At 70.7% G+C, this 25228-nt stretch carries 24 protein-coding genes; 11 read left to right on the forward strand and 13 right to left on the reverse strand.

Annotation, left to right across the window (positions count from 1 at the left end):
• Nucleotides 1–10: 10 nt before the first annotated feature.
• The 4 genes from iolB to iolC are packed head-to-tail and all read right to left on the reverse strand — an operon-like array spanning nt 11 to nt 4458.
• Nucleotides 11–934, reverse strand: coding sequence for a 5-deoxy-glucuronate isomerase (iolB, locus tag DEJ30_RS09215; protein WP_110860675.1), 924 nt, complete (start codon nt 932–934; stop codon nt 11–13).
• A gap of 8 nt (nt 935–942) precedes the next feature.
• On the reverse strand, nt 943–2454 hold the full coding sequence (locus DEJ30_RS09220) for a CoA-acylating methylmalonate-semialdehyde dehydrogenase (protein ID WP_027464521.1): 1512 nt from the start codon (nt 2452–2454) through the stop codon (nt 943–945).
• Nucleotides 2451–3440: a class I fructose-bisphosphate aldolase gene (locus DEJ30_RS09225; protein ID WP_110860677.1), complete on the reverse strand. Its 990-nt coding sequence runs from the start codon at nt 3438–3440 to the stop codon at nt 2451–2453. The genes DEJ30_RS09220 and DEJ30_RS09225 overlap by 4 nt, the downstream gene beginning before the upstream one ends.
• The gene (gene iolC / locus DEJ30_RS09230; RefSeq protein WP_110860679.1) at nt 3433–4458 is read right to left on the reverse strand and encodes a 5-dehydro-2-deoxygluconokinase; all 1026 of its coding nucleotides are present in this window, start codon (nt 4456–4458) and stop codon (nt 3433–3435) included. Before iolC ends, DEJ30_RS09225 begins: the two co-directional genes overlap by 8 nt.
• 167 nt (nt 4459–4625) lie before the next feature.
• Between iolC and DEJ30_RS09235 the strand changes: the two genes are divergently transcribed.
• Nucleotides 4626–5888, forward strand: a complete 1263-nt coding sequence (locus tag DEJ30_RS09235) for a DNA recombination protein RmuC (RefSeq protein WP_110860681.1) — start codon at nt 4626–4628, stop codon at nt 5886–5888.
• A gap of 126 nt (nt 5889–6014) precedes the next feature.
• Here DEJ30_RS09235 and glpX read toward each other — a convergent pair whose 3' ends face one another.
• A complete protein-coding gene (glpX, locus tag DEJ30_RS09240; protein ID WP_017886722.1) occupies nt 6015–7004 on the reverse strand; it encodes a class II fructose-bisphosphatase in 990 nt (329 codons plus the stop codon).
• A gap of 159 nt (nt 7005–7163) precedes the next feature.
• On the opposite strand from glpX, the gene fbaA reads away from it, so the two are divergent.
• Nucleotides 7164–8192 (forward strand): class II fructose-bisphosphate aldolase, encoded by a 1029-nt coding sequence (gene fbaA / locus DEJ30_RS09245; RefSeq protein WP_110860683.1) that lies wholly within the window; start codon nt 7164–7166, stop codon nt 8190–8192.
• 105 nt (nt 8193–8297) lie between these two features.
• Entirely contained in the window at nt 8298–9557 is a 1260-nt protein-coding gene (locus DEJ30_RS09250) for a M18 family aminopeptidase (RefSeq protein ID WP_110860685.1), read from the forward strand.
• Between the two features lie 519 nt (nt 9558–10076).
• On the opposite strand, the gene DEJ30_RS09255 is transcribed toward DEJ30_RS09250, so the two are convergent.
• Nucleotides 10077–10823, reverse strand: coding sequence for a DUF6264 family protein (locus tag DEJ30_RS09255; protein ID WP_110860687.1), 747 nt, complete (start codon nt 10821–10823; stop codon nt 10077–10079).
• The gene (locus tag DEJ30_RS09260) at nt 10820–11884 is read right to left on the reverse strand and encodes a 4-hydroxy-3-methylbut-2-enyl diphosphate reductase (RefSeq protein WP_375231874.1); all 1065 of its coding nucleotides are present in this window, start codon (nt 11882–11884) and stop codon (nt 10820–10822) included. The genes DEJ30_RS09255 and DEJ30_RS09260 overlap by 4 nt, the downstream gene beginning before the upstream one ends.
• 126 nt (nt 11885–12010) lie before the next feature.
• On the opposite strand from DEJ30_RS09260, the gene xseA reads away from it, so the two are divergent.
• The 5 genes from xseA to DEJ30_RS09285 all read left to right on the forward strand — a co-directional run bounded on the left by xseA (nt 12011) and on the right by DEJ30_RS09285 (nt 16499).
• Entirely contained in the window at nt 12011–13246 is a 1236-nt protein-coding gene (gene xseA / locus DEJ30_RS09265; RefSeq protein WP_110860689.1) for an exodeoxyribonuclease VII large subunit, read from the forward strand.
• A 71-nt stretch (nt 13247–13317) separates the two neighbouring features.
• Nucleotides 13318–13563: an exodeoxyribonuclease VII small subunit gene (locus DEJ30_RS09270; RefSeq protein ID WP_110860691.1), complete on the forward strand. Its 246-nt coding sequence runs from the start codon at nt 13318–13320 to the stop codon at nt 13561–13563.
• Nucleotides 13560–14195 (forward strand): DUF4245 domain-containing protein, encoded by a 636-nt coding sequence (locus DEJ30_RS09275; protein WP_110860693.1) that lies wholly within the window; start codon nt 13560–13562, stop codon nt 14193–14195. The genes DEJ30_RS09270 and DEJ30_RS09275 overlap by 4 nt, the downstream gene beginning before the upstream one ends.
• A gap of 78 nt (nt 14196–14273) precedes the next feature.
• Nucleotides 14274–14888 carry a carbonic anhydrase gene (locus DEJ30_RS09280; RefSeq protein WP_027464510.1) on the forward strand — a complete coding sequence of 205 codons (615 nt, stop codon included), beginning with the start codon at nt 14274–14276 and terminating at the stop codon, nt 14886–14888.
• A gap of 207 nt (nt 14889–15095) precedes the next feature.
• Nucleotides 15096–16499: an aspartate ammonia-lyase gene (locus DEJ30_RS09285; RefSeq protein ID WP_110860695.1), complete on the forward strand. Its 1404-nt coding sequence runs from the start codon at nt 15096–15098 to the stop codon at nt 16497–16499.
• Nucleotides 16500–16591: 92 nt separating this feature from the next.
• Here DEJ30_RS09285 and DEJ30_RS09290 read toward each other — a convergent pair whose 3' ends face one another.
• The 3 genes from DEJ30_RS09290 to DEJ30_RS09300 all read right to left on the reverse strand — a co-directional run bounded on the left by DEJ30_RS09290 (nt 16592) and on the right by DEJ30_RS09300 (nt 20457).
• Nucleotides 16592–17953: a PhoH family protein gene (locus DEJ30_RS09290; RefSeq protein WP_181420074.1), complete on the reverse strand. Its 1362-nt coding sequence runs from the start codon at nt 17951–17953 to the stop codon at nt 16592–16594.
• A gap of 524 nt (nt 17954–18477) precedes the next feature.
• Nucleotides 18478–19587: an aminotransferase class V-fold PLP-dependent enzyme gene (locus DEJ30_RS09295; protein ID WP_110860697.1), complete on the reverse strand. Its 1110-nt coding sequence runs from the start codon at nt 19585–19587 to the stop codon at nt 18478–18480.
• An 84-nt stretch (nt 19588–19671) separates the two neighbouring features.
• Entirely contained in the window at nt 19672–20457 is a 786-nt protein-coding gene (locus DEJ30_RS09300; RefSeq protein WP_027464506.1) for an isoprenyl transferase, read from the reverse strand.
• A gap of 96 nt (nt 20458–20553) precedes the next feature.
• Between DEJ30_RS09300 and DEJ30_RS09305 the strand changes: the two genes are divergently transcribed.
• Nucleotides 20554–21273 carry a hemolysin III family protein gene (locus tag DEJ30_RS09305; RefSeq protein ID WP_258369886.1) on the forward strand — a complete coding sequence of 240 codons (720 nt, stop codon included), beginning with the start codon at nt 20554–20556 and terminating at the stop codon, nt 21271–21273.
• A gap of 258 nt (nt 21274–21531) precedes the next feature.
• Here the strand turns inward: DEJ30_RS09305 and DEJ30_RS09310 are convergent, their stop codons facing one another.
• Both DEJ30_RS09310 and mca read right to left on the reverse strand, forming a co-directional pair.
• Nucleotides 21532–21837: a hypothetical protein gene (locus DEJ30_RS09310; protein WP_110860701.1), complete on the reverse strand. Its 306-nt coding sequence runs from the start codon at nt 21835–21837 to the stop codon at nt 21532–21534.
• Nucleotides 21834–22724 carry a mycothiol conjugate amidase Mca gene (mca, locus tag DEJ30_RS09315; protein WP_110860703.1) on the reverse strand — a complete coding sequence of 297 codons (891 nt, stop codon included), beginning with the start codon at nt 22722–22724 and terminating at the stop codon, nt 21834–21836. Before mca ends, DEJ30_RS09310 begins: the two co-directional genes overlap by 4 nt.
• A 19-nt stretch (nt 22725–22743) precedes the next feature.
• Between mca and DEJ30_RS09320 the strand changes: the two genes are divergently transcribed.
• Nucleotides 22744–23235, forward strand: a complete 492-nt coding sequence (locus tag DEJ30_RS09320) for a DUF4307 domain-containing protein (protein WP_181420075.1) — start codon at nt 22744–22746, stop codon at nt 23233–23235.
• A 71-nt stretch (nt 23236–23306) separates the two neighbouring features.
• Nucleotides 23307–23795, forward strand: coding sequence for a transcription elongation factor GreA (gene greA / locus DEJ30_RS09325; RefSeq protein ID WP_017886739.1), 489 nt, complete (start codon nt 23307–23309; stop codon nt 23793–23795).
• 132 nt (nt 23796–23927) lie between these two features.
• Here greA and ilvA read toward each other — a convergent pair whose 3' ends face one another.
• A complete protein-coding gene (gene ilvA, locus DEJ30_RS09330) occupies nt 23928–25187 on the reverse strand; it encodes a threonine ammonia-lyase (RefSeq protein ID WP_027464502.1) in 1260 nt (419 codons plus the stop codon).
• Nucleotides 25188–25228 lie beyond the last annotated feature (41 nt).

Here is a 25228-nt window from a genome sequence, read left to right on the forward strand (position 1 = left end):
GTGGTGGTGGTCACGCCTGCTTCCTTTCGTAGGGCAGTCGTGGGTCGATCGATTCCGATGCCCACGCCTGCCGGACCCACCCGTGGGCCGGGTCGTCGGTGATGTTCCAGACGCGCTCCGGGTCGGGCCCGGCCATCACGTTCAGGTAGTACATGTCGTAGCCCGGAGCGGCGACCGCCGGACCGTGCCAGCCGTACGGCACCAGGGCGACGTCGCCGGTCCGGACCTGCCGGAACTCGTCGATGGCGCGGTCGTCCGAGGCGTACGTGCGGTGCAGGGCGAACGGGTCGGCGGCCTCGGGCGCGATTGATTCGAGCCCACGGGACACCGCAGCCTCGTAGTAGTAGATCTCCTCGAGGTTCGACTCTGAACCGGGCACGTTCGTGTCGTGCTTGTGGGGCGGGTACGACGACCAGTTGCCGGCCGGCGTGATCACTTCGCACACGATGAACTTGACGGCGTCGAGCGCGGCCGGGGTGCCGAAGTTGTGCACCTGACGGCTCGACTGCCCGGCGCCGCGGAGCTCCACCGGCACGTCCGGCCGGGCCACGTAGGTGGTCGGCTTGACGGTGTCGGTGGGCGCCTCGGCGACGGCGAACCGGCCACTGCCGGTGATGGTGGCCGCGGAGCCCGATCCCAGGTACAGGACGTCGGTGGGACCGTCGAAGACGCTCCCCCGACCCTGCAGGGCCTGCTCGCCGTCGCCGGGAGCGCCCGAGTGGGTCACGTGGAACGACCCCGCGAGCGGCACGACGATGCGCTCCACGGCGTCGGCCGGGAGGCGCAGCTCGCCCCCGTCGGTCAGCGCGCCGGTCCGGAGTCCGGTGTGCGCCCACCCCTCGATGCGACCGTCGACCACGTCGGTCCAGCCCGCCTCGGGCCGGGAGCCCGCCGGGATGAACCACTGGTCGTGCTGGTGCTGTTCGTTCGCCATGCTGCGGGTCAGTTGTTCGACGGGAAGCCGAGGTTGATGCCGCCGTGCGACGGGTCGAGCCAGCGGCTCGTGATCGCCTTCTGACGGGTGAAGAAGCTCACGCCGTCGGCACCGTACGCCTTGTGGTCGCCGAACAGCGAGTTCTTCCAGCCGCCGAACGAGTAGTAGGCGACGGGCACCGGGATCGGGACGTTGATGCCGATCATGCCGACCTGCACGTCGCGCTGGAACCGTCGGGCGGCGCCACCGTCATTGGTGAAGATGGCGGTGCCGTTGCCGTACGCGCCGGAGTTGATGAGCTCGAGGCCCTCTTCGTAGGTGGCGACCCGGACGACGCTCAGCACCGGACCGAAGATCTCCTCGGTGTAGACGCGGCTGGTGGTGGGCACCTGGTCGATCAGCGTCGGACCCAGCCAGAAGCCGTTCTCGTCGCCGTCGGGTCGGACGGTGCGGCCGTCCACCACAACCACCGCACCGTCCTGCTCTGCGACCTCGATGTACGAGGCGACCTTGTCACGGTGCTGCTTCGTGACGAGCGGCCCCATGTCGCACCCGCGACGACCGTCGCCGATGCGCAGGGTCGCCGCGCGGTCCTTGATCTTCTGGATGAGCTCGTCCGCCACCGGCTCGACGGCGACGACGACCGAGATCGCCATGCAGCGTTCACCGGCCGAACCGAAGCCGGCGTTGATCGCGTTGTCGGCGACCAGGTCGAGGTCGGCGTCGGGCAGGACCAGCATGTGGTTCTTCGCGCCGCCGAGGGCCTGCACGCGCTTGCCGTGCTTCGTGCCGGTCTCGTAGACGTACTGCGCGATGGGCGTGGAGCCGACGAACGAGATCGACTCGACGTCGTCGCTGGTGAGCAGGCCGTCGACGGACAGCTTGTCGCCGTTGAGCACGTTGAAGACGCCGTCGGGCAGCCCGGCCTCCTTGAACTTCTCGGCGAGCCAGATGGCGGCCGACGGGTCCTTCTCGCTCGGCTTCAGCACGACGGTGTTGCCCGCGGCGATCGCGATCGGCAGGAACCAGAGCGGCACCATCGCCGGGAAGTTGAACGGGCTGATGATGCCCACGACGCCGAGCGGCTGGCGGATCGAGTAGACGTCGATGCCGGTCGAGACCTGGTCGGAGAACTCACCCTTCATCAGGCTCGGGATGTTGGTGGCCAGCTCCACGACCTCTTGACCACGGGCGATCTCACCCAGGGCGTCGTCGATGACCTTGCCGTGCTCGCTCGTGATGATCTCGGCCAGCTCGGCCTTGTCGCGGTTCAGGATCTCGCGGAACGAGAACAGGATCGCCTGGCGCTTGGCCAGCGACAGGTTGCTCCAGCCGGGGAACGCCGCCTTCGCGCTGCCGATGGCCGCCTGGATCTCGGACTCGTCGGCCAGCGCGACCTGCTTGGTCGCGACGCCGAGCGCCGGGTCGTACACGGGGGCGGTGTTGCCCGACGCGGATTCGACGCGCTTGCCGTCGATCCAGTGCCCGACGGTCGTGGTGGTCGTGTCGGTGAGCGTCATGCGTTGCTTCCTTCCGGGATGGACGAGTCCATGGTGGTGGCGCCCGCGAGCCGAGCGGCTGGGTCGTGGGCATCTGTGGAGAACCCGCCCCGGGCCTCCTGGCTGTGGACGAGACCGGCGGCCACGTCCACGGCGGCGGCGACGTCGCCGTCCGAGGGGTAGAGCAAGGTGCGTCCGACGACCAGGCCGCGGACGCCGGGCAGGGCCAGGGCGTCAGCCCACTTGGCGTACGTCTCCAGCGGGCGCGAAGCCGGGTCGCCGCCGAGCAGCAGCGTCGGCAGCGTCGTCGCGGCCATCACGCGCTCCATGTCGTCGACGACGGGGATCTTGAGCCAGCTGTAGGCGCTGGACTCGCCGAGCCCCGCAGCGATCGCCATCGAGGTGATCACGGCGTCGGTCGACAGGTCGTTGACGACCCGGCCGTCCCGCCACTCGGACATGAACGGCTCGAGCATGATCGGCAGCTGGAGCGCCGCGGCCTCGCTGACGGCGCGGGCCGTGGCCTCGAGCGTCGGCGCGGTGCCCGAGTCCTCCAGGGCGATGCGCACCAGCAGCTTGGCGAAGTCGAGCCCGGAGTCCTTGATCGCCTGCGCCGAGTACGCCGTGTACCGGTCGTCCATCTCGAACGTGGCGCCGCGGAGTCCACCGCGGTTCATCGACCCGACGACGACCTTGCCGTCGAGGGCGCCGAGCAGTGCGAGGTCCTCGAGGATGTCGGGAGTGCCGAGCACCCCGTCGACCCCCGGACGGCCGAGGGCCGTGACGAGCCGCTCGAGCAGGTCGTAGCGGTCCGCCATCGCGGACTCGTCGTCGCGCACGGCCAGCGCACCGCGTGCGGGGTGGTCGGCGGCGACGATGAAGAGCTTGCCGTCGTCGGCGAGCAGGGAGCGCTTGCGGCGGGCGTCGAGCGTGGCACGTACCAGGTCGGGCTGGCCGGCACGGATGTCGCGGAGGCGCTGGAAGTCAGCGGGGCTGAGCTCAGGCATGGGTCTTCTCCTCGGTGTGTGTCTCACCCGTGTGGTTCGTGCCCTCGGCGGGGTTGTCGGTCAGGAACTGCTCGATCTCGTCGCTCGTCGGCATCGCCGTCGAGCACTCGAACCGCGTCGCGACGATCGCGCCGGCTGCGTTGCAGAACGCCAGGATCCGCTCGAGGCTCCAGCCCTGCAGCAGCCCGTGGGTCAGGGCGCCGCCGAAGCCGTCGCCCGAGCCGAGCCCGTTCACGACGTCGATGTGGTGCGGACGGAACTCGACGAACTCGTCGCGGGTCTTCGCCAGCACGCCCTTCGGTCCCTGCTTGACGATCGCGATCTCGACGCCGCGGTCGAGCAGGGCGTCAGCGGCGCGGACCGGGTCGGTCTCCCCCACCGCCACCTCGCACTCCTCGCGGTTGCCGACGGCGACGGTGGCGTGCTCGAGGGCGATCGCGACCTCGCGGGTCGCGGCCTCGGGGCTCGACCAGAACATGGACCGGTAGTCCAGGTCGAGCACGGTGTGGGTCTTCGTGCTGTTCTGCGCCGCGGACCGTGCTTCGTAGGCGACGTGGTGCGCCTGTCGGCTCGGCTCCTCGCTGAGGCCGGTCACCGTGGTCCAGAAGATCTTCGCGCGCTCGATCTCGTGCAGCGGCAGGGACTTCGCCGTGATCATCAGGTCCGGCGCCTTCGGGGCCCGGTAGAAGTAGAGCGGGAAGTCGTCCGGCGGGAAGATCTCGCAGAAGGCGACGGGGGTGTTCAGCCCCTCCACCGTCTCGACGAAGGCGTTCGCGACGCCGTACTCGGGCAGCGTGCGGGCGATGTACCGGCCGAAGGGGTCGTTGCCCGTCCGGGTGATGACGGCGGCGTCCGCGCCGTGGCGAGCAGCGGCGATGGCGACGTTCGTGGCGCTGCCGCCGACGGACTTCGAGAAGGTCGAGACGTCCTCGAGCGGGCCGGTCTGCTGCGGGTAGATGTCGACGCTGACGCGTCCCATCGTGATCACGTCGTAGGCGTGGGGAGCTTGGTTCGTCATGCGACGCGGTGGACCTTCCGTGCGGCTTCATCGGCGGACGATCACGACTGTACACCCTGTTTGCCCTAATGTCATGACATGGATCCCGAGGTCCGTCGCGCTGGCCCGGCCCGTTGCGCCGGTGTGCCGGGAGGCGCGGTGTCGGTGGGTTCTGCCAGGGTCGCGACATGCAGATCCTCGCCCTGGTCATCGGTCTCGTGATCGGCATCGCCGTCGGTTCGGTCGTCGCCTGGTCGCTCGCCCGGTCGCGCGCGGGCGTCGACGCCGCATCGGCCCGTGCGACGGCCGAGGCACTCCGCGGCCAGCTCGAAGCCGCCCGGCGCGACGCCGAGGAACGCCTCGATGCCCAGGACACGCAGTACCGCCGCCAGGTCGACTCGCTCGAACGGCGCTCCGCCGAGCTCGAGCACCTGGTGCAGCGCATGCACGGCGTCGACGCTGCGCGCAACCAGAACGAGTCGAAGGTGCTCTCCGCGCTCAGCCCCGTGGCGCAGACGCTCGACGTGATGCGCACGAAGATCGCCGAGCTCGAGCAGTCGCGGAGCGAGCAGTACGGCGCGCTGTCGGCGCAGCTCCGGTCGGCCGCCGAGTCGGAAGAGCGCCTGCGCGCCACCGCCGACACCCTGGCCAGCGCCCTGTCGTCGAACAGCACGCGCGGCGTCTGGGGCGAGACGCAGCTGCGCAACGTGGTCGAGGCCGCCGGGCTGCTCGAACGGGTCGACTTCGACGTGCAGTCCTCCGTCACCACGGCCGTCGGCTCCGCCCGGCCGGACATGGTCGTGCACCTGCCCGGCGGCAAGACCATCGCCGTCGACGCCAAGGTGCCGTTCAGCGCCTACCTGCAGGCCGCCGAGATCCCGGCGACCGCCACCGGCGCCGAGGCAGCCCGACGCGACCAGCTCATCGCGCAGCACGTCAAGGCCCTCCGCGCGCACGTCGACGCCCTCGCCGCACGGGAGTACTGGACCGGCTACGACGCCTCACCCGAGCTCACCGTCGCCTTCATCCCGTCCGAGTCGCTCATCTCGAGCGCCCTCGCCGCCGACCCCGGGCTGCTCGACCACGCTTTCCGCAAACGCATCGCCCTCGCCTCACCCGTGACCCTGTGGTCCGTGCTCAAGACCGTGGCCTTCTCGTGGCAGCAGGACGTCGTCTCGCAAGAGGCGTACGAGCTCTTCAAGGTCTCCCGCGAGCTCTACGGCCGGCTGTCCACGATGGCGGGACACGTCGACAAGCTCGGCAGGTCGATCCGGGGCTCCGTCGTCGACTACAACCGGTTCGTCGGGTCCCTCGAACGCCAGGTGCTGCCGAGCGCCCGTCGGCTGTCGCTGCTCGACGAGTCGAAGGTGATCGCGGACCCGTCCTCGATCGAGGACGAGCCGCGGCTGCTCACGGCGCCGGAGCTCGTCGGGGCGGTCGACGAGGACTGACGGCGCAGCACCGCACCGCACCGCACCGCACCGCACAATGAAAACCCGCCCGAACCACGGGATCGCGTGGTTCGGGCGGGTTCAGAGGTTCAGCACGGATCTGCGCCGATCAGGACGGCCTGGGGCTCAGAACCACTTCTCCGCACGGTGGTCCGCCTGGATGCGGCGGATCGTGTTCGAGCGCGAGCGGAGCACGAGCGAGTCCGTGTGGATGACGCCGCGCGAACGACGCACGCCGTCGACCAGGACGCCGTCGGTGACGCCGGTGGCGACGAAGAACGTGTTGTCGCCGGTGACCAGGTCGTCCTGGTCGAGGACCTTGTCCAGGTCGTGGCCGGCGGCGATGGCGCGCTCGCGCTCCTCGTCGTCCTTCGGCTGGAGCTTGCCGAGGATCACGCCGCCGAGCGCCTTGATCGCGCACGCCGTGATGATGCCCTCGGGGGTGCCGCCGACCCCGACGCACATGTCGATCGTCGAGCCGGGCAGGGCGGCGGCGATGCCACCGGCGACGTCACCGTCGAGCAGCAGTCGCGTGCCGGCACCGGTCGCGCGGATGGCGCGGATCAGCTCGTCGTGGCGCGGACGGTCGAGCACGGCGACGACCATGTCCTCGAGGTCCTTGCCCTTGGCCTTCGCCAGCGCACGGATGTTGTCACCGATCGGCTTCTCGAGGTCCAGGACACCGCGACCCTCGGGGCCGGCGGCGATCTTGTCCATGTAGAACACGGCAGACGGGTCGTACATCGAGCCGCGGTCCGAGACGGCCATGACGGAGATGGCGTTCTGGCGGCCGGCGGCGGTGAGCGAGGTGCCGTCGATCGGGTCGACCGCGATGTCGCAGGCCGGACCGTGACCGTTGCCGACGTGCTCGCCGTTGTAGAGCATCGGGGCGTTGTCCTTCTCGCCCTCACCGATGACGACGACACCGTCGAAGTTCACCGTGCCGAGGAACTTGCGCATCGCGTCGACCGCGGCGCCGTCGGCGAGGTTCTTCTCACCACGCCCGACCCACGGCTGCGCACGGATCGCGGCGGCCTCCGTCGCACGCACGAGCTCGAGCGCGAGGTTGCGGTCGGGCTGGAGGAACAGGGAGCCGGTTTCGGTAGTGGGAGTCACGATCCGAGCCTACCGACCGGCGGCCGACCGACGGTCCGGACGCCGGGCCCGTGCACGCATGTGCACGCCGGACGTGAGCCGACCACGTAACCCGGACCGCGCCTCCAGAGCTTCTGACTACGATCGGCGGGGACATCACCGAAGTCGAAGGAGATCCACGTGCCCATCGCAACGCCGGAACAGTACGCCGAGATGATCGAACGCGCGAAGGCGGGCAAGTTCGCGTACCCCGCGGTCAACGTCTCCTCCTCGCAGACCATCAACGCGGTCCTCCAGGGCCTGCAGGAAGCCGGTTCCGACGGCATCCTCCAGGTCACGACGGGCGGTGCCGACTACTTCGCCGGCCACACCATCAAGAACCGCGCAGCGGGTGCCCTCGCGATGGCCAAGTTCGCCCACGAGGTGGCCAAGAACTACGACATCACGGTCGCGCTGCACACCGACCACTGCCCGAAGGACGCCCTCGACGGCTTCGTCCTGCCGCTCATCGCGGCGAGCGAGGAAGAGGTCCGTCAGGGTCGCAACCCGATCTTCCAGTCGCACATGTGGGACGGTTCGGCCGTGCCGCTCGACGAGAACATCGAGATCGCGAAGACCATGATCGAGAAGACGCGGAACATCAACGCGATCCTCGAGGTCGAGATCGGCGTCGTCGGCGGCGAAGAGGACGGCGTCCAGCACGAGGGCACGAACGACGCGCTCTACACCACCCCGAACGACGTCGAGAAGGTCGTCGACGCCCTCGGGCTCGGCGACAAGGGCCGCTGGATCGCGGCGCTCACCTTCGGCAACGTGCACGGCGTCTACAAGCCGGGCAACGTCAAGCTCCGCCCCGAGCTCCTCGGCGAGATCCAGGCGTCGGTCGCCTCGAAGCACGGCACCGGCGAGAACCCCCTCGACCTCGTGTTCCACGGCGGCTCCGGTTCGACCGACGACGAGATCCACGAGGCCGTCCGCAACGGCGTCATCAAGATGAACATCGACACGGACACGCAGTACGCGTTCACCCGCTCGATCGCGGACTCGATGTTCCGCAACTACGAGGGCGTCCTGAAGATCGACGGCGAGGTCGGCAACAAGAAGCAGTACGACCCCCGCGCCTGGGGCAAGGTCGCCGAGACCGCCATGGCGGCCCGCGTCGTCGAGGCCGCGAAGGTCCTCGGCTCGGCCGGTCACGCCAAGGGCTGAGCAGGTCCGTCGGGTCGGGTCCACCGGCCTGGAGGAACGGGGTGCGTCCGACGGACGCGCCCCGTTCTGCGTCGGGTCGCCACCACCGCGTGCCACGATGGGCGGGTGACCGTCGACGCCATCGCCTCCGAGTTCGCCCAGTTCGTCACCGACTCGCCCACCGCGTTCCACGCGGCGGCGGCGACGCGTGACCGTCTCGTCGCTGCCGGGTTCACCGAGCTGTCCGAGCTCGACGCCTGGCCGACCGAAGCCGGTGCGTACGTGGTGGTCCGCGACGGCGCCGTAATCGCGTGGCGCCTGCCCGACGGTGCCGGCCCGACGACGCCGTTCCGGATCCTCGGCGCCCACACCGACTCCCCCGGCTTCCGCGTGAAGCCGAACCCCGGCGTCCGCACCGGCGGCTGGGAGCAGCTGGGCGTCGAGGTCTACGGCGGCGCGCTCCTGTCGACCTGGTTCGACCGCGACCTGCGGATCGCCGGCCGGGTCGTCGACGCCGACGGCAGTGTGCGGCTCGTCAGCACCGACGCCGTCGCGCGGATCCCCAACCTGGCGATCCACCTGGACCGCGGGGTCAACGACGGCAAGGAGATCGACCGCCAGCGCCACACCCTGCCGATCGTCGGGGTCGACGGCGACGCCGGTGGGACCTCCGTCGTGGAGTGGCTGCTCGCCCGGCTCGGCGAGGGTGCGGTGTCGTGGGACCTGTTCCTCGCCGACACCCAGGCGCCGGCCCGGATCGGCATCGAGCGGGAGTTCCTGGCGTCCGGCCGGATGGACAACCTGACGAGCGTGCACGCCGGGCTCCGAGGCATCGTCGACGCCCCGACCGACGGTGACCACATCCCGGTGTTCGCGGCGTTCGACCACGAGGAGATCGGGTCGTCGACGCCGTCCGGTGCCGGTGGTCCGTTCCTCGAGGACGTCCTCGGCCGTGTGCAGGAGGGCCTCGGCGCCACCCGCTCCGAGGCCGCCCGGGCGTTCCGTGCGTCGTGGCTGCTGTCGAGCGACGCCGGGCACCTGGTGCACCCGAACCAGCCGGAGAAGCACGACCCGACGAACCGTCCGCGCCCCGGAGCCGGACCGCTGCTGAAGATCAGCGCGAACCAGCGCTACATGACCGAGGCGAAGGGCGAGGCCGTCTGGGCAGCCGCGTGCGAGACCGCCGGTGTGCCGTGGCAGCCGTTCGTCAACGTGAACACGATCCCCGGCGGCTCGACCATCGGCCCGATCGCGGCGACCCGGCTCGGGATCCCGACGATCGACATCGGCGTCGGGCTGCTGTCGATGCACTCGATCCGGGAGCTCGTGCACGTCGACGACCTGGCTGCCCTGCACGGAGCGGTCGCCGCCTTCCTGGCCGGCTGACCTCCGGGCGGCGTCGGCGGGCTGGGGTGAGGTGGTCGTGACTCCCCGCGTGCACCGGCCGAGCGGTCACGAACTGTCGCTCGCGGCGGTGCCGGACGACACTTTCTGACCGCTCGACGGCAGCCCCGGCGCGGGCGGTCGAGTGGTCACGACTCCCCGTACGAGCAGGGCCGAGGGGTCACGAACTGTCGATCGCGCCGGTGCCGGACGACACTTTCTGACCGCTCGACGGGGGACCCATGGCGTGTTGCGACCACACCGCAGTTGGGGCTGCGCGCGCCCGCGAGGCTGACGACGATCGCCGGAAGGGCTCCCCACCGCGACTGGCAGACGGAAGGGCTGCCGAGAGGTCACAACTCCCCGTACGCGCAGGGCCGAGAGGTCACGAAGCGTCGGTCACGCCGGTGCCGGACGACACCTCGTGACCACTCGACGGCGGGCCCGCGGCGTGTTGCGACCACTCGGCGCCCGGAGGCCGGCGCCGCGGTCAGGCCGTCAGGCCGTCAGGCGGTCAGGGGGTCAGGCGCCGGACTGTCGCAGCATGAAGTCGACGAAGGCCTGGTCCTGCATGACCACGACGACGAACGCGATCGTGCTGATCGCCGTGGCGACGACGGCTCCGGCCAGCGGCACCCAGAACGTCCGCTTCCGTGCGCGGAGCCGACGGATGGACCACCAGGCGACCAGGGCGAAGACGACCACGTTGGTGATCGCGGCGATCGCGGCCGCCGCGCTCAGGGCACTCGGGTCGTTGAGCGCCGTGTACTGGGTCTCGAGGGTGCGCCGCACGGTCGAGGCGACCTCGCCGACCGACAGGGACTGCACCACGGAGACGAGCCCGAAGGCGAGCAGCCCGACGGTGAGCACGAAGTCGGCGGGCGTGCGCCCGAACCGGCTGCGGGCCATCGACCGCTGCGCCCCAGCAGGGACTGCACCGGAACGAACATCGGTACCGGCACGGTCGCCGTGGACGCCGTCGCTCGGAGCGGCGTCGCGCACGCCGGTGGCGGAGGTCTGGTCCTGCCGTTCCTGCGCCTGACGCTCACGCTCCTGGCGTTCCTGCTCGACGAGGACCGGGTTGACCCACCCCTCTGGCGCGTACTCGCCGTACCCGGGTGCGGGACGGCCCTGGGGCCGTCCGTTCACGGGACCGGCGGCCGACGTCGGGGACGCACCCCGGGCCTCCTGGCCGGCACCGGCACCGGCGTCGACGTGGTTCGCCGGGTCGCGACGCGGGACCGAGGACCAGCCGTCCGCGCCGCTCATGCCCGACGCCCGCCGAGCGCGCGCGTCGGGTTGCCCGAGGCGTCGGTGCGGAGCTCCTTGGGGAGCGAGAACATCAGGTCTTCGTGTGCGGTGACGACCTCTTCGACGGCGGCGTACCCGGCGTCGGCGAGCTGTTCGAGCACCTCGGCCACGAGTTCTTCCGGCACGGATGCACCGCTGGTCACGCCGACCGTCTCGACACCGTCGAGCCACTCCTGCTGGATCTCTTCCGCGTAGTCGACACGGTGGGCGGCGCGCGCACCGTGCTCGAGCGCGACCTCGACCAGGCGGACGCTGTTCGACGAGTTCGCCGAGCCGACCACGATCACCAGGTCGGCAACGGGCGCGACCTTCTTGATCGCGACCTGGCGGTTCTGGGTGGCGTAGCAGATGTCGTCCGACGGGGGGTCTTGGATGGCCGGGAACTTCTCGCGCAGCAGCCGCACGGTCTCCATCGTCTCGTCGACGCTGAGCGTGGTCTGCGACAGCCAGACGAGGTTGTCCGGGTCGGGGACCGAGAGCGCGGCGACGTCGTCGGGGCCGTTCACCAGGATCGTACGGTCCGGAGCGTGCCCCATCGTGCCTTCGACCTCTTCGTGGCCGGCGTGCCCGATCAGGATGATGGTGCGCTCGGCCTTGGCGAACCGAGTGGCTTCGCGGTGGACCTTCGTGACGAGGGGGCAGGTGGCATCGATGGCGTGCAGGTCGCGCTCGGCGGCACCCGCGACGACGGCCGGCGACACACCGTGCGCGCTGAAGACCACGTGCGAACCCCGGGGGACCTCGGCCACGTCGTCGACGAAGACGGCTCCGCGCTGCTCGAGCGTCGACACCACGTGCACGTTGTGGACGATCTGCTTGCGGACGTAGACGGGCTCGCCGTACTGCTCCAACGCCTTCTCGACCGCGACGACCGCGCGGTCCACCCCGGCGCAGTAGCCGCGGGGGGCCGCGAGCAGCACCTTCTTGGGGCCGGCGACCGGTTCGTCACGCAGTCGGCCCCGTGCCGCGTGCACACGCGGCGGGGCGAGCGGGACCGTGTGGCCGTTGGTGATCGTCACGTCCCCGATGATAGGTGAGCAGCACGCACGCGACCTGGGCGCGCGGGGCGCCTGTGGAGAACACGACGGCCGTCCCCTGTCACCGGTCTCGGGCACGATGGACGTCCCAGCAGGACAAGGAGCGACATGGCGATCGAACAGGGCCCGCCGACGGCCGACAACCCGTGGCCGGTCGCGCTCCTCGGCGCGAAGCTCCGCGACTGGATCGACCGGCTCGGCACCGCGTGGGTCGAGGGCGAGATCACGCAGTGGAACGTCGCCGGCGGCAACGTGTACGGCAAGCTCAAGGACGTCGAGGTCGACGCCACCGTGTCGTTCTCCATCTGGTCGAGCGTGCGCTCCCGGGTGCCGGCGGACATCAAGCAGGGCGACCGTGTCGTCGCCGCGCTCAAGCCGAACTACTGGGTCAAGGGCGGCTCGCTGACCATGCAGGTCGTCGAGATGAAGCACGTCGGCCTCGGTGACCTGCTCGAACGCCTCGAGCGCCTTCGTCGCACCCTCGCCGAGGAAGGACTGTTCGACCCGTCCCGCAAGCTGCGTCTGCCGTTCCTGCCGCACCGCATCGGCCTGATCACCGGCAAGGACTCCGACGCCGAGAAGGACGTCAAGCGGAACGCGCAGCTGCGGTGGCCCCAGGTGGAGTTCCGCACCGTGCACACCGCGGTGCAGGGTGAACGGACCGTGGGCGAGGTCACTGCGGCGATCCTCGAGCTCGACGCCGACCCCGAGGTCGACGTCATCATCATCGCCCGCGGCGGCGGTGACTTCCAGAACCTGCTCGGCTTCAGCGACGAAGGACTCGTCCGTGCCGCGGCCTCGGCGTCGACTCCGATCGTCTCGGCGATCGGGCACGAGGCCGACCGCCCGATCCTCGACGAGGTCGCCGACCTGCGCGCCTCGACCCCCACGGACGCGGCCAAGCGGGTCGTGCCCGACGTCGCCGAGGAACTCGCCAACGTCCGGGCGGCCCGCGCCCGGCTCGGGCTGCGGCTCTCGCACACGCTGTCGGTCGAGGCCGACCGGCTCGCCGCGCTGCGGTCTCGGCCGGCCCTGGCGTCGACCGCGTGGCTCGTCGACACCCGTGCGGAAGAGGTCGCGCGCGACCTGTCCCGTGCCCGCGAACTGCTCGACCGCCGGCTCGAGCGCGGGCACTCCGAGGTCGGCCACCTGACCGCCCGCCTCCGCGCGCTCTCGCCCCGCGACACCCTGCGCCGCGGGTACGCCATCGTGCAGCGTGCCGACGGGGGTGTCGTCCGCGGCACGGACGACCTGTCCGGAGCGACGCCGGTGCACGTCACGCTCGGTGCCGGCACGGCCACGGGCACACTCGAACCGGACGGCCCCGGCCCGGACGGCTCCTGACCGCCACGGGTGTTCTCCACAGCCTGGGTCCGGGCGGCGGATCGTCGGTGGACGCTCGGTAGGATCGTCCCGTGCCATCCCAGCAGGAACCCGAGCAGACCGACGTCCAGTCGCTGAGCTACGAAGCGGCCCGCGACGAACTCGTGCGCGTCGTGAGCGAGCTCGAACAGGGCTCCGCGACCCTCGAGCGTTCACTGGCGCTCTGGGAGCGGGGCGAAGCCCTCGCCGCCCGGTGCGAAGAGTGGCTCGTCGGTGCCCGCGCACGGCTCGACGCGGCCCGTGCCGCCAGCGACGGCCAGGACGGCTCCGGGCGATGACCGACCCCAACGGCCGCCCGATCGTCGCCGAGCTCGGTCGCCCCGAGACGGCAGAGGAGACCTGGGCCCGCAAGGACGCTGCCCGGACCGCCCGCCGGCAGCACCAGACCGCGTTCAACCTGGTCATCGCGCTCATCGCCTCGCTCGGCATCGTGCTGTTCCTGGTGGCGGTCGTCGTCCGGCCGGACACCACGGTCGACCGCACCGTCGACTACCAGCAGATCGCGGCGAAGGCGAACGTCGACGACGTCACCCTGGTGGCGCCGCCGCTGCCGGACGGCTACAGCGCCAACCGCGCGGACTTCGCGAGCAAGACCACCGACGGCGTGGACGTCTGGACCGTCGGTTTCGTGACGCCGGACAAGCAGTACCTCGGCCTGCAGCAGGGCATCGACGCCAACGCCTCGTGGGTGTCGAACCAGCTCGACCAGCGGCCGTCCACCGGTGACCGCACGATCGGTGACACGGAGTGGACCGTCTACGACCGCCGCACCGAGGGCACCGACGCCGGCAACCACGCGTACTCGCTCGTCTCGACGTTCGGCAAGAACACGATCGTGCTCTCCGGTACCGCCGACGACAAGGCCTTCCGGACCGTCGCGACCGCCGTCTCCCGAGAACTGACCGAGTAGACGACGACTGACCGAGTAGACGACGACGGGCATGGTCCCGCCAGTCACCACCCCGTCCCACCCGAACCGAGGAGCCCCATGCCCGACCGCGCCGCCTCCACCCCGTCCGACGCCCTGCGCCTGCTCGTCGACGGCAACGCCCGTTTCGCCGCCGACAAGCGCCGGATGGGCCGCGTGGACCCGGACCGCCGCACCGAGCTCGAAGGATCGCAGTCGCCGTTCGCGACCGTCCTCGGTTGCTCGGACTCGCGGGTGCCGTTCGAGCACGTCTTCGACGCCGGCATCGGTGACCTGTTCGCGATCCGCAACGCCGGCCAGATCGTCGACGACGTCGTGCTGGGCTCGATCGAGTTCGCGGTCGTCGCCCTGGGCACACCGCTGGTCGTCGTGCTCCGGCACACGCGGTGCGGTGCCGTCGCGGCAGCCCGCTCCGGTGAGCCCGTCCCCGCCCCGCACCTGCAGGCTCTCGTGGACGCGATCGCCCCGAGCGTCGAGAAGGTCCGGCTCACCGACGCCGAGCTCCCGCAGGAAGCCGTCGGCGCCGCACACCTCGAAGCCACCCTCCGCCAGGTGATCGAGCGCTCCGGCGCGGTCTCCGATGCCGTGGCCGAGGGTAGATTGGCCGTCGTCGGGGCGACCTACGACCTCGCCACCGGAGAAGTCACCATCGACACCGTCGTCGGCCAGGTCTGACCGACCCAGACGAAGATCAAGTCAGACGAAGATCAAGTCAGACGAAGATCGACCCAGACGAAGATCGAGTCAGACGAAGATCGAGCCAGACAGAGATCGAGCCAGACGAAGACCGACCCCGACGACGACCGCCCCGGCGACCCCGGGGCGCAGGCACGGGCCGGCGCGACCGCGACCGGCGAGCACCCCAGGAAGGACCACGACGACGTGACCGACACCACCCCGACCGAGTTCCGCATCGAGCACGACACCATGGGCGAGGTACGGGTGCCGAAGTCGGCGCTCTACCGTGCCCAGACCCAGCGCGCCGTCGAGAACTTCCCCATCTCGGGCACCGGGCTCGAGTCGGCGCAGATCGTGGCGCTCGCGCGGATCAAGCGTGCGGCAGCCATCGTGAACGGTGAACTCGGCATCGTCGAGCCTGCCGTCGCCGACGCCATCGCCGGCGCGGCCGACCTGATCATCGGCGGCCAGCACCACGACCAGTTCCCGGTCGACGTCTACCAGACCGGCAGCGGCACGTCGTCGAACATGAACATGAACGAGGTGCTCGCGACACTGGCGTCCGACATCGCGGGTTCGGCGGTGCACCCGAACGACCACGTCAACGCCTCGCAGTCGTCGAACGACGTCTTCCCCACCTCCGTGCACGTCGCCGTGACCGAGGCGCTCCTCCGCACCCTCGTGCCCGCCCTCGAGCACCTCGCCGAGTCCCTCGAAGCGAAGGCCACGCTCTGGGCCGACGCCGTGAAGTCCGGCCGGACGCACCTGATGGACGCAACGCCCGTCACCCTCGGGCAGGAGTTCGGCGGCTACGCACGCCAGATCCGCCTGGGCATCGAGCGTGTCCAGGCGACGCTCCCCCGCGTCGCCGAGGTCCCGCTCGGCGGCACCGCGGTCGGCACCGGCATCAACACCCCCAAGGGCTTCCCGCAGCGGGTCATCGCCCAGCTCGCGAGCGACACCGACCTGCCGATCACCGAGGCCGTCGACCACTTCGAGGCGCAGGGCGCGCGTGACGCCCTGGTCGAGGCCTCCGGTGCGCTCAAGGTGCTCGCCGTCAGCCTGACGAAGATCAACAACGACCTGCGCTGGATGGGTTCGGGTCCGAACACCGGCCTGGGCGAGCTGCACATCCCCGACCTGCAGCCCGGCTCCTCGATCATGCCCGGCAAGGTGAACCCGGTGATCCCCGAGGCCACCCTGATGGTCGGCGCCCGGGTCATCGGCAACGACGCCACCATCGCCTGGGCGGGTGCCTCGGGTGCGTTCGAGCTCAACGTCGCCATCCCGGTGATGGGCACGGCGCTGCTCGAGTCGATCCGCCTGCTGGCGAACAGCTCGCGCGTGCTCGCGGACAAGACCATCGACGGGCTGCAGGCGAACCTCGAGCGCGCCCGCGCCTTCGCGGAGTCCTCGCCGTCGATCGTCACCCCGCTCAACCGGGTCATCGGCTACGAGGCGGCGGCGAAGGTCGCGAAGTACGCCGTCGCCGAAGGCCTCACCGTGCGTGAAGCCGTCGTGGCCCTCGGCCACGTCGAGCGCGGCGAGGTCACCGAGGCGCAGCTCGACGAGGCGCTCGACGTCCTCAGCATGACCCACCCGAACTAGCGGGGCGCGCTCCGGTCGCAACCACGGCCAGGAGGCGCGGTGCGGCTCCGACCCGCACCGCGCCTCCTGGCGGTTGCCCGTTCAGAACGCCGCTACACCAGGTCCGGCGAGTCCAGCAGGTCCGTCACGAGGGCGGCGATCGCGGAGCGCTCGGAGCGCGTCAGCGTGACGTGCGCGAACAGCGGGTGCCCCTTGAGCCGCTCGATGACCGACGCGATCCCGTCGTGCCGGCCGACCCGCAGGTTGTCGCGCTGCGCGACGTCGTGGGTGAGCACGACCCGCGAGTTCTGGCCGATGCGCGAGAGCATCGTGAGCAGCACGTTCCGTTCGAGCGACTGCGCCTCGTCGACGATCACGAAGGCGTCGTGCAGGGAGCGGCCGCGGATGTGGGTCAGGGGCAGCACCTCGATCAGGACCCGCTCGATGACCTCGTCGAGGACGTTGTCCGAGACCACCGAGCCGAGGGTGTCGTAGACGGCCTGCGCCCACGGGTTCATCTTCTCGCCGGCGTCACCGGGCAGGAAGCCCAGGTCCTGCCCGCCGACGGCGTACAGCGGCCGGAACACCATGATCTTCTTGTGCTGCTGCCGTTCGAGCACCGCCTCGAGTCCGGCGCACAGGGCGAGCGCCGACTTGCCGGTACCCGCGCTGCCGCCGAGCGAGACGATGCCGATCTCGGAGTCGAGCAGGGCGTCGATGGCGAGCCGCTGCTCGGCCGAGCGTCCGCGGAGTCCGAAGACCTCGCGGTCGCCTCGCACCAGGGCGACGGCTCCGGCGACGTGCACGCGGCCGAGGGCCGATCCGCGCTCGGAGTGGATGACGACCCCGGTGTTCACCGGGACGCCGTCGAGCTTCGCGGAGCGGATCTCCTCCTTCTCGTACAGGTCGGACATCTGCTCGCCGGAGACCTGCAGGTCAGCGATGCCGGTGTAGCCCGAGTCGACCGCGAGCTCGGCGCGGTACTCCTCCGCCGCCATGCCGATCGACGACGCCTTGACCCGGAGCGGCAGGTCCTTCGACACGACGACGACGTCGAGCCCGTCGTTCTTCAGGTTCGACGCGACGGCGAGGATACGGGAGTCGTTGTCGCCGAGCTGCAGGCCCGACGGCAGGACGGACTGGTTGGAGTGGTTCAGTTCGACGCGGAACGAGCCGCCGTCGCCGATCGCGATCGGGAAGTCGAGCCGCTCGTGCTCGATGCGCAGTTCGTCGAGCAGCCGGAGGGCCTGCCGGGCGAAGTACCCGATCTCCGGGTCGTTGCGCTTCGACTCGAGTTCGCTGACGACCACCACGGGCAGGACAACGGCGTGCTCGGCGAAGCGGAACAAGGCCCGTGGATCGCTGAGGAGCACCGATGTGTCGAGCACGTACGTGCGCTGGGCGACCGATGTGGACGAGTCCGCGGTGTGCTGCTGCTGTGCTCCGCGAGAGACGTTCTGAGAGGTCACGACCACTCCATCCCCGGGCCGCGACGGGCCCGGTCCTGTCCTCGAACGCGGCCACGGAGCGGGTCCCGAAGCACCGACTGTGGCCGCTTCGATCGGGCGCGGTGCCCGATGGGGACAACGTACGTCCGGCCCCCGACACCCCGACAGCGACACGCGGTTTCCGGAGTTACGGTCGCGTGAACAACGCGAGCGCGCCTCGCACCGCTCGCTGCGGTGACGCCGGCTGGTCACGAACTGTCGGCTGCGACCGCTCCGGCCGACAGGTGGTGACCACTCGGCGGACGTGAGCGGGGTGTCGTGACCGCTCGCGAGCTTCGGACGGGAGGCCCGTGGCGGCCTGGCACCGCGCCTCCAGTCCGTCCGTTGGTCGCGACTCGTCGCGCGGGCGGCCCCGGCTGGTCACGAACTGTCGGCTGCGGCCGCTCCGACCGACAGTTCGTGACCACCCGGCGGACCTGAGCGGGGTGTCCTGACCGCTCGCGTGCTGCCGACGGGCTCCGGACGAACGGGGGGCAGCAGGCGCGCCGCTGCTACTGCATGGTGGCGTACGAGACGCAGGCGTCCCGGAACATGTCCAGGGTCTCGTCGGTGGTCGACGGGAACACGGACACGCGCGCGACCCCGAGCCGCGTGGTCGCGGTGACGCCGTGGTTGTGCATCGCGGCGGACAACGCCGTCACGCGACCCTGCGTCGGCCGGAGCACCACGATGCCGGCACGCTCGGCCGGGTCACGGCTGGACTCGACCTCGAGCCCGAACTCGTCGGCGATGGCGAACACACGCTCGACGCGATCGGTGACACGCTCCTGCACGGCGGCGACGCCGACCGCGGTGAGGCGCTCGAGCGACACCGCGAGCCGGGCCTGCGCGACCGGGTCGATGCGGGACATCTGGAAGCCGGCGGCCCCCGGACGCACCGCCGGGACCTCGGTGGGCCAGCCGGACGTGCCGTGCGGGCCGGACAATGCCGGACGGATCCGGTTCAGGGCACGGTCGCTGAACGCCACGAACCCGGTGCCCCACCCGGCGTGCAACCACTTCTGCCCGCCGGTGGCGACGACGTCGGCGACCTCGTACGGGGCATCGACGACGCCGAAGCCCTGGATCGCGTCGACGATGAGCAGGCGGTCGCCGATGACCTCGCGGATGGCGGCGAGGTCGGTCAGGTAGCCGGTGCGCCAGTCGACCAGGGACACCGCGACGGCGGTCACCTCGTCGGTCAGGCGCTCACGGATCAGCTCGGGGGTCACCCAGCCGGCACCCGACTCGATGACGACGGGCTGCACCCGTCCGCCGGTGGCCGAGGCGGCGCTGGCCAGTGCGAGCGGCAGCGACGGGTACTCGTCGGCGGACACGAGCACACCGCCGGTCAGGCCGAAGGCGGTGTGCAGCAGGCCCGGGGTCGTCGCGGCCTGCGAGACGACCTGGTCCTCGCGGCGGCCGACCAGGCGTGCGGCGACGGTGCGGACGCGGGCGTCCTGCTCGTCGAGGGTCTCCATGGCACCGAAGCGCATGTGTGCCTGGATGGTGCCGAGTACACGCTGCTCCTCGAGCACGGCGGTCTGCACGGGGCCGAACGCAGCGTGGTCGAGGTAACCGGGGTCTTCGGAGAAGCCGGCGGCGTACTCGTCGATGTTCACAGGTGGTGCACCTTTCACGGGTTGAACCCTGAGAGCCTACTGGGACGCGGCTCCGCCGACGAACCCGGTGCGGGAGGTGGCTGCTCAGCCGCCGAAGCGACGCGACCGGAGCCCGAAGTCGCGGACCGCCCGGAGGAAGTCGACCTCGCGCAGGTCCGGGTAGAACGCCTCGACGAAGTAGAACTCGCTGTGCGCGCTCTGCCACAGCATGAAGTCGGACAGGCGCTGCTCGCCCGAGGTCCGGATCACCAGGTCGGGGTCGGGCTGCCCCTGCGTGTACAGGTGGTCGCCGATCAGCTCCGGCGTCAGCACCTCGGCCAGGGTGTCGATGGTCCCGCCACCCGCGCCGTGCGCCTGCACGATGCTCCGCATGGCGTCCGCGATCTCACGACGGCCGCCGTAGCCGACGGCCAGGTTGACGTGCAACCCGGTGCGGCCGGCGGTGCGCTGCTCGGCCTGTTCGAGCGCGGTCACCAGGTTCTCCGGCAGCCCCTCGTTCGACCCGACGTGCTGCACGCGCCAGTCTCGGTTGTCGGCCAGGACCCCGGCGAGGTCGGCGATGATCCCCACGAGTTCTTCGAGCTCCTCGCCGCCGCGACCCGTCAGGTTGTCGGCCGACAGCAGGTACAGGGTCACGACCTCGATGCCGAGGTCGTCACACCACGTCAGGAACTCCGGGATCTTCGCGGCGCCGGCGCGGTGGCCGTGTGCGGCGGACTCGAGTCCGAGCTGCTTCGCCCAGCGGCGGTTGCCGTCCACGATCATGGCGACGTGCTTGGGCTTCGCTGCACCCTCGAGCTGGCGGCGGATCCGGCGCTGGTAGGCGCGGTAGAGGATCCCCCGCCCTGTCCATCCCGCCGTCCCGGTCACGCACCGAGCGTAGTGCACCACCGGCACACGCTCCCTGAGGCGCCCGCTCGGCGGACACGTGGCTGTCGTTCGGGGTCAGGCCCTATGGTCGGGATCATGCAGGACGAGCACGAGACCGGAACACTCCCCCACGTCCCGTTCACGGAAGAGGCGTCGGCGAGTCCGACCACGACCGCTGCCGAACCCCGTCCGGCCTGGCGCGGATGGATCCACCTCGGCGCGTTCCCGTTCGCGATCGCGATGGGGATCGTGCTGATCACCCTCGCCGACAGCACCGCAGCGAAGGTCGGCAGCGCGGTGTTCATGGCGACGTCGCTCGCGATGTTCGGTGTCTCCGCGACCTACCACCGGTTCCCGTGGGGGCCGAAGGTGAAGGCCGTGCTGAAGCGCATCGACCACACCAACATCCTGCTGCTCATCGCCGGCACCTACACGCCCGTCGCGATCTGCGCCCTGCCGCACACGCTCATGGTCGTCGTGCTCTGGGTGATGTGGTCGGGCGCCGCGCTCGGGATCGCGTTCCGGGTGCTCTGGATCAACGCGCCCCGCTGGCTGTACGTGCCGATCTACCTGGTGCTCGGGTGCGCTGCCCTCGGGCTGCTGCCGCAGTTCTTCGCCGCGAGCGTCCCCATGACCGTGCTCATCCTGTCCGGCGGCGTCGCGTACATCATCGGCGCGCTGGTCTACGGCTTCAAGCGGCCGAACCCCGTGCCGACGCAGTTCGGGTTCCACGAGGTGTTCCACGCCCTGACCGTGGTGGCCTTCGGTGCGCAGTGGGTCGGCGTGCTCATCGTCGCGCTGGACCCGGTGCGCTGACCGTCGCACGTTCCTTCCCAGAACGCGCGCGATGCCTGGTGGTTCCGGGCGTACTCACCAGGAACTTCTGACCAGGTACGCCCGGTTCAACCAGGTACGCCCGGTTCAACCAGGTACGCCCGGTTCGACCAGGTACGCCCGGTTCAACCAGGTACGCCCGGTTCGACCAGGTACGCCCGGTTCCGGTAGGCGCGTACAAGGCGGACTGGAGGCCCGTGGCGGGATCGCCACGGGCCTCCAGTCCGCCTCGGAGTCGCGTCAGCCGCGCTCGGTGTCGTCGCCGACGTCGGCCCGGCCGTCCTCCGCCGCCCGCCGCTCCGGCTCGTCCGTCGCGGCGCCGTCACCCGCCGTGCCGTTCTCCTCGGCCTCGAGCCGCTCGCGCACCTCGGCGCGGTAGCGGGTCCGACGGATGCGTCGGGTCATGTCCACCACGAGCAGGATCGTCACGATCGCGACGAGCGCGATCGCGATGAACCCGACGACGCCCGGGGTGACGTCGACGTCGGGGACGACCGAGGGGCTGGGACTGGGGGTGGCGGCGAGTGCCGCCGCGATGGTGCTCACGAGGTCGGTTCCTTGTCGGCTGGGATCCCGGCGAACAGGTCGGTCTCCGGGAGCTCGGTCGGCACGCGCGCCTCCACGAGCTGGTAGTCCTCGGTCGGCCACACCGTCGCGAGGAGGTCGTTCGGCCAGTAGAAGAAGGCGCTGTCCGGTGCGACCTGGCTGGCGTGCGCGCGGAGTGCGGCGTCACGCTGGTCGAAGTACTCGTGCACGTCGACGTGGGTGGTGGCGAGGTCGGGCCGGTCGGCGAACCGCTCGACCCACTCGCGCAGCTGCTCGATCGCGGGGCTGTCCGGGTCGCGCTCCTGCAGGGCTTCGAAGATCGTGCGGAAGCGGCGCGGGTTCATCGTGCGCTCGTAGTAGAGCTTCGCGATCGACCACGGGGCGCCGGCGGACGGGTACGCCGACGGGTCGGCGGCGGCGGACCACGCGGCCATCGACACCTCGTGCGTGCGGATGTGGTCGGGGTGCGGGTAGCCACCGTTCTCGTCGTAGGTGACGAGCACGTGCGGGCGGAACCGGCGGATCACGCGGACGAGGGCCTCGGTGCTGTACTCGAGCGGCACCGTCGAGAACGTGCCCGGCCGGACCGTCTCGCCCTTCTCGGCGTCGGGCAGCCCCGAGTCGTGGTAGCCGAGCCACACGTTGTCGATGCCGAGCACCTGCTGCGCCGCGGCCATCTCGGTGCGGCGGTACCCGGCCATGTCACGGTGCGCACGGCTCGTCGCCGGCTCGCCGAGCTGGTCGTTCAGGATGTCGCCGGCCTCGCCGCCGGTGCAGGACACGACGAGCACCTGGTGCCCGTCGGCCACGTACTTCGCGGCGGTCGCGGCTCCCTTGCTCGACTCGTCGTCGGGGTGGGCGTGGACGGCCAGCAGACGGTAGGGCACGTGGGGTTCCTCACTGCGGGTGAGCGGCGTCGGACGCGGGCAGCGCACAGCATCGCGTGAACTACCCTGGGATCAGGATATCCACCCCGGGAGCCCCGAACTGTCCGAACAGCACCAGACCGCCACCCTCGACGAGCGCTACGGCCGCACCCCGGCCCGCAAGCGCCGCAGCCGCCTCTTCGCGATCGTCGCGGCCATCGCGGTCGTCGTGGTCTTCGGCGCGTGGGTGATCTGGGCCGGGTTCGACCAGTCCGACCGCGGCCTCGACCAGGACGTCATCGGGTACGAGGTGCTGTCCCAGCACAGCACCGTCGTCCACTCGCACGTGTCCGTCGACCCGGGCGTCGAGGCGAAGTGCGCCGTGCAGGTCCTCGACAAGAGCTACTCGATCGTGGGCTGGAAGGAGATCACCGTGCCAGCGTCCGAACAGCGCAGCCGGAGCATCTCCACGCAGGTCACCACGACGACGCGGGGCGTGACCGGCTTGATCCACGACTGCTGGATTCCCTAGACTGTCCTGATTCGCCTCTCGAGACCGACCACTCGGCCGGTCTCGTTTTTTCATGGTCGAAGGGACAGAACATGAGCAACGACACGCAGGTCACCTGGCTGACCCAGGAGGCGCACGACCGTCTCAAGGCGGAGCTCGACGAGCTGAGCGGCGAGGGCCGTGCCGAGATCGCGCGCCGCATCGAGGCCGCTCGCGAAGAGGGCGACCTCAAGGAGAACGGCGGCTACCACGCCGCGAAGGACGAGCAGGGCAAGATCGAGGCCCGCATCCGCGTCCTCACCGAGCTCCTCAAGCACGCCACCGTCAGTGAAGCCGAGTTCGACGGAACGGTCGAACCGGGCACCGTCGTCACGGCGGTCATCGCCGGCGACGAGTCCACCTTCCTGGTCGGCAGCCGCGAGATCGTCGCTGAAGGCTCCGACCTGACGGTCTACAGCCCCGTCAGCCCCGTCGGCGCGGCCATCGTCGGCCTCAAGGCCGGCGACAAGGCCACGTACACGGCGCCGAACGGCAAGGAGATCGCCGTCGAGGTCGTCAAGATCGAGCGCTACGAGCCGTAGACCGGCCCGCCGACAGACAGGAGGCCCGTGGCGACACCGCCACGGGCCTCCTGTCTGTCCGCTGGTCGCGCCCAGGGTGCGCACCGCACTTCCGACAGTCCACGCGTCGAACGACTCGTGGATCGTCGCGGACTAGTGCTCGAGGAGTTCCGGGCGGAAGCCGACCTCGTGCAGGCGCTGGATGACCTCCTGCGCGTGCTCGGGGCCGCGCGCCTCGATCGACAGGTCCAGCGCGACCTCGTTGATGACGAGGCCCTGCCCGTGGCGGGTGTGCAACACCTCGACCACGTTCGCGCCGGCGTCCGAGATGACCTGCGCGACGCGGGCGAGCTGGCCCGGGCGGTCCGGCAGCATGATGCGGATGCCGATGTAGCGCGAGGCCGCCACGAGCCCGCGGGTGATCACGCGCTCCATCATGAGCGGGTCGATGTTGCCGCCGCTCAGCAGCACCACGGTGCGGCCGGTGTCGCGGACGGCACCGGACATGATCGCGGCGACGCCGACGGCCCCCGCTGCCTCGACCACGAGCTTGGCGCGCTCGAGCAGGACGAGCAGCGCGCGGGCGGTGTCGTCGTCCGAGACGGTCACGATGTCGTCGACAAGGTCGCGGATGATCGGGAAGTTCAGGTCGCCGGGGCGCGCCACCGCGATGCCGTCGGAGATGGTCGGCTTCGTGGTGATGGTGACGGGCTCGCCGGCGGTGATCGACGACGGGTAGGCCGCAGCGTTCTCCGCCTGCACGCCGATGACCCGGATCTGCCGTCCGAGCCGCTCGGCCATGCCCTTCACGGCGAGTGCGATGCCGGAGATGACGCCGCCGCCACCGATCGGCACCACGACGGTGTCGACGTCCGGCACCTGGTCGATGATCTCGAGGCCGAGCGTGCCCTGCCCGGCGATCACTGCCGGGTGGTCGAACGGCGGGATGAACACGGCGCCGGTGTGGGCGGCGAAGTCCTTCGCGGCGCTCAGCGCTTCTTCCACGGAGTGGCCGCGCAGCACGACGTCGGCTCCGTAGTGGCGGGTGGCCTGCAGCTTGGGCAGAGCGACCCCGACCGGCGTGAAGATCGTCGCGGGGATGCCGAGCTCGCGGGCGGCGAGGGCAACACCCTGCGCGTGGTTGCCGGCGCTCGCGGCGACGACGCCCTTGGCACGCTGCTCGGCGGACAGGGTCGAGAGGCGGTTGTAGGCGCCGCGCACCTTGTAGGCACCCGTGCGCTGCAGGTTCTCGCACTTCAGGTGCACCGGCGACCCGAGCAGCTCGGCGAGGAACTGCGACGTCTCCATCGGGGTGACGCGTGCGACGCCCTTGATGGTCTCGCGCGCCGCCTCGATGTCCGCGAGCGTCGGGATCGCGGTGAGCGTGTGCGGGGAGGCGCTGGTGTCGGTCACTCCCCCATCATCGTCGTTCCCGGCCTCCGCGGCGAACTCGT

It is taken from the genome of Curtobacterium sp. MCPF17_003 (assembly GCF_003224385.1).
Taxonomy (GTDB): Bacteria; Actinomycetota; Actinomycetes; order Actinomycetales; family Microbacteriaceae; genus Curtobacterium; species Curtobacterium flaccumfaciens.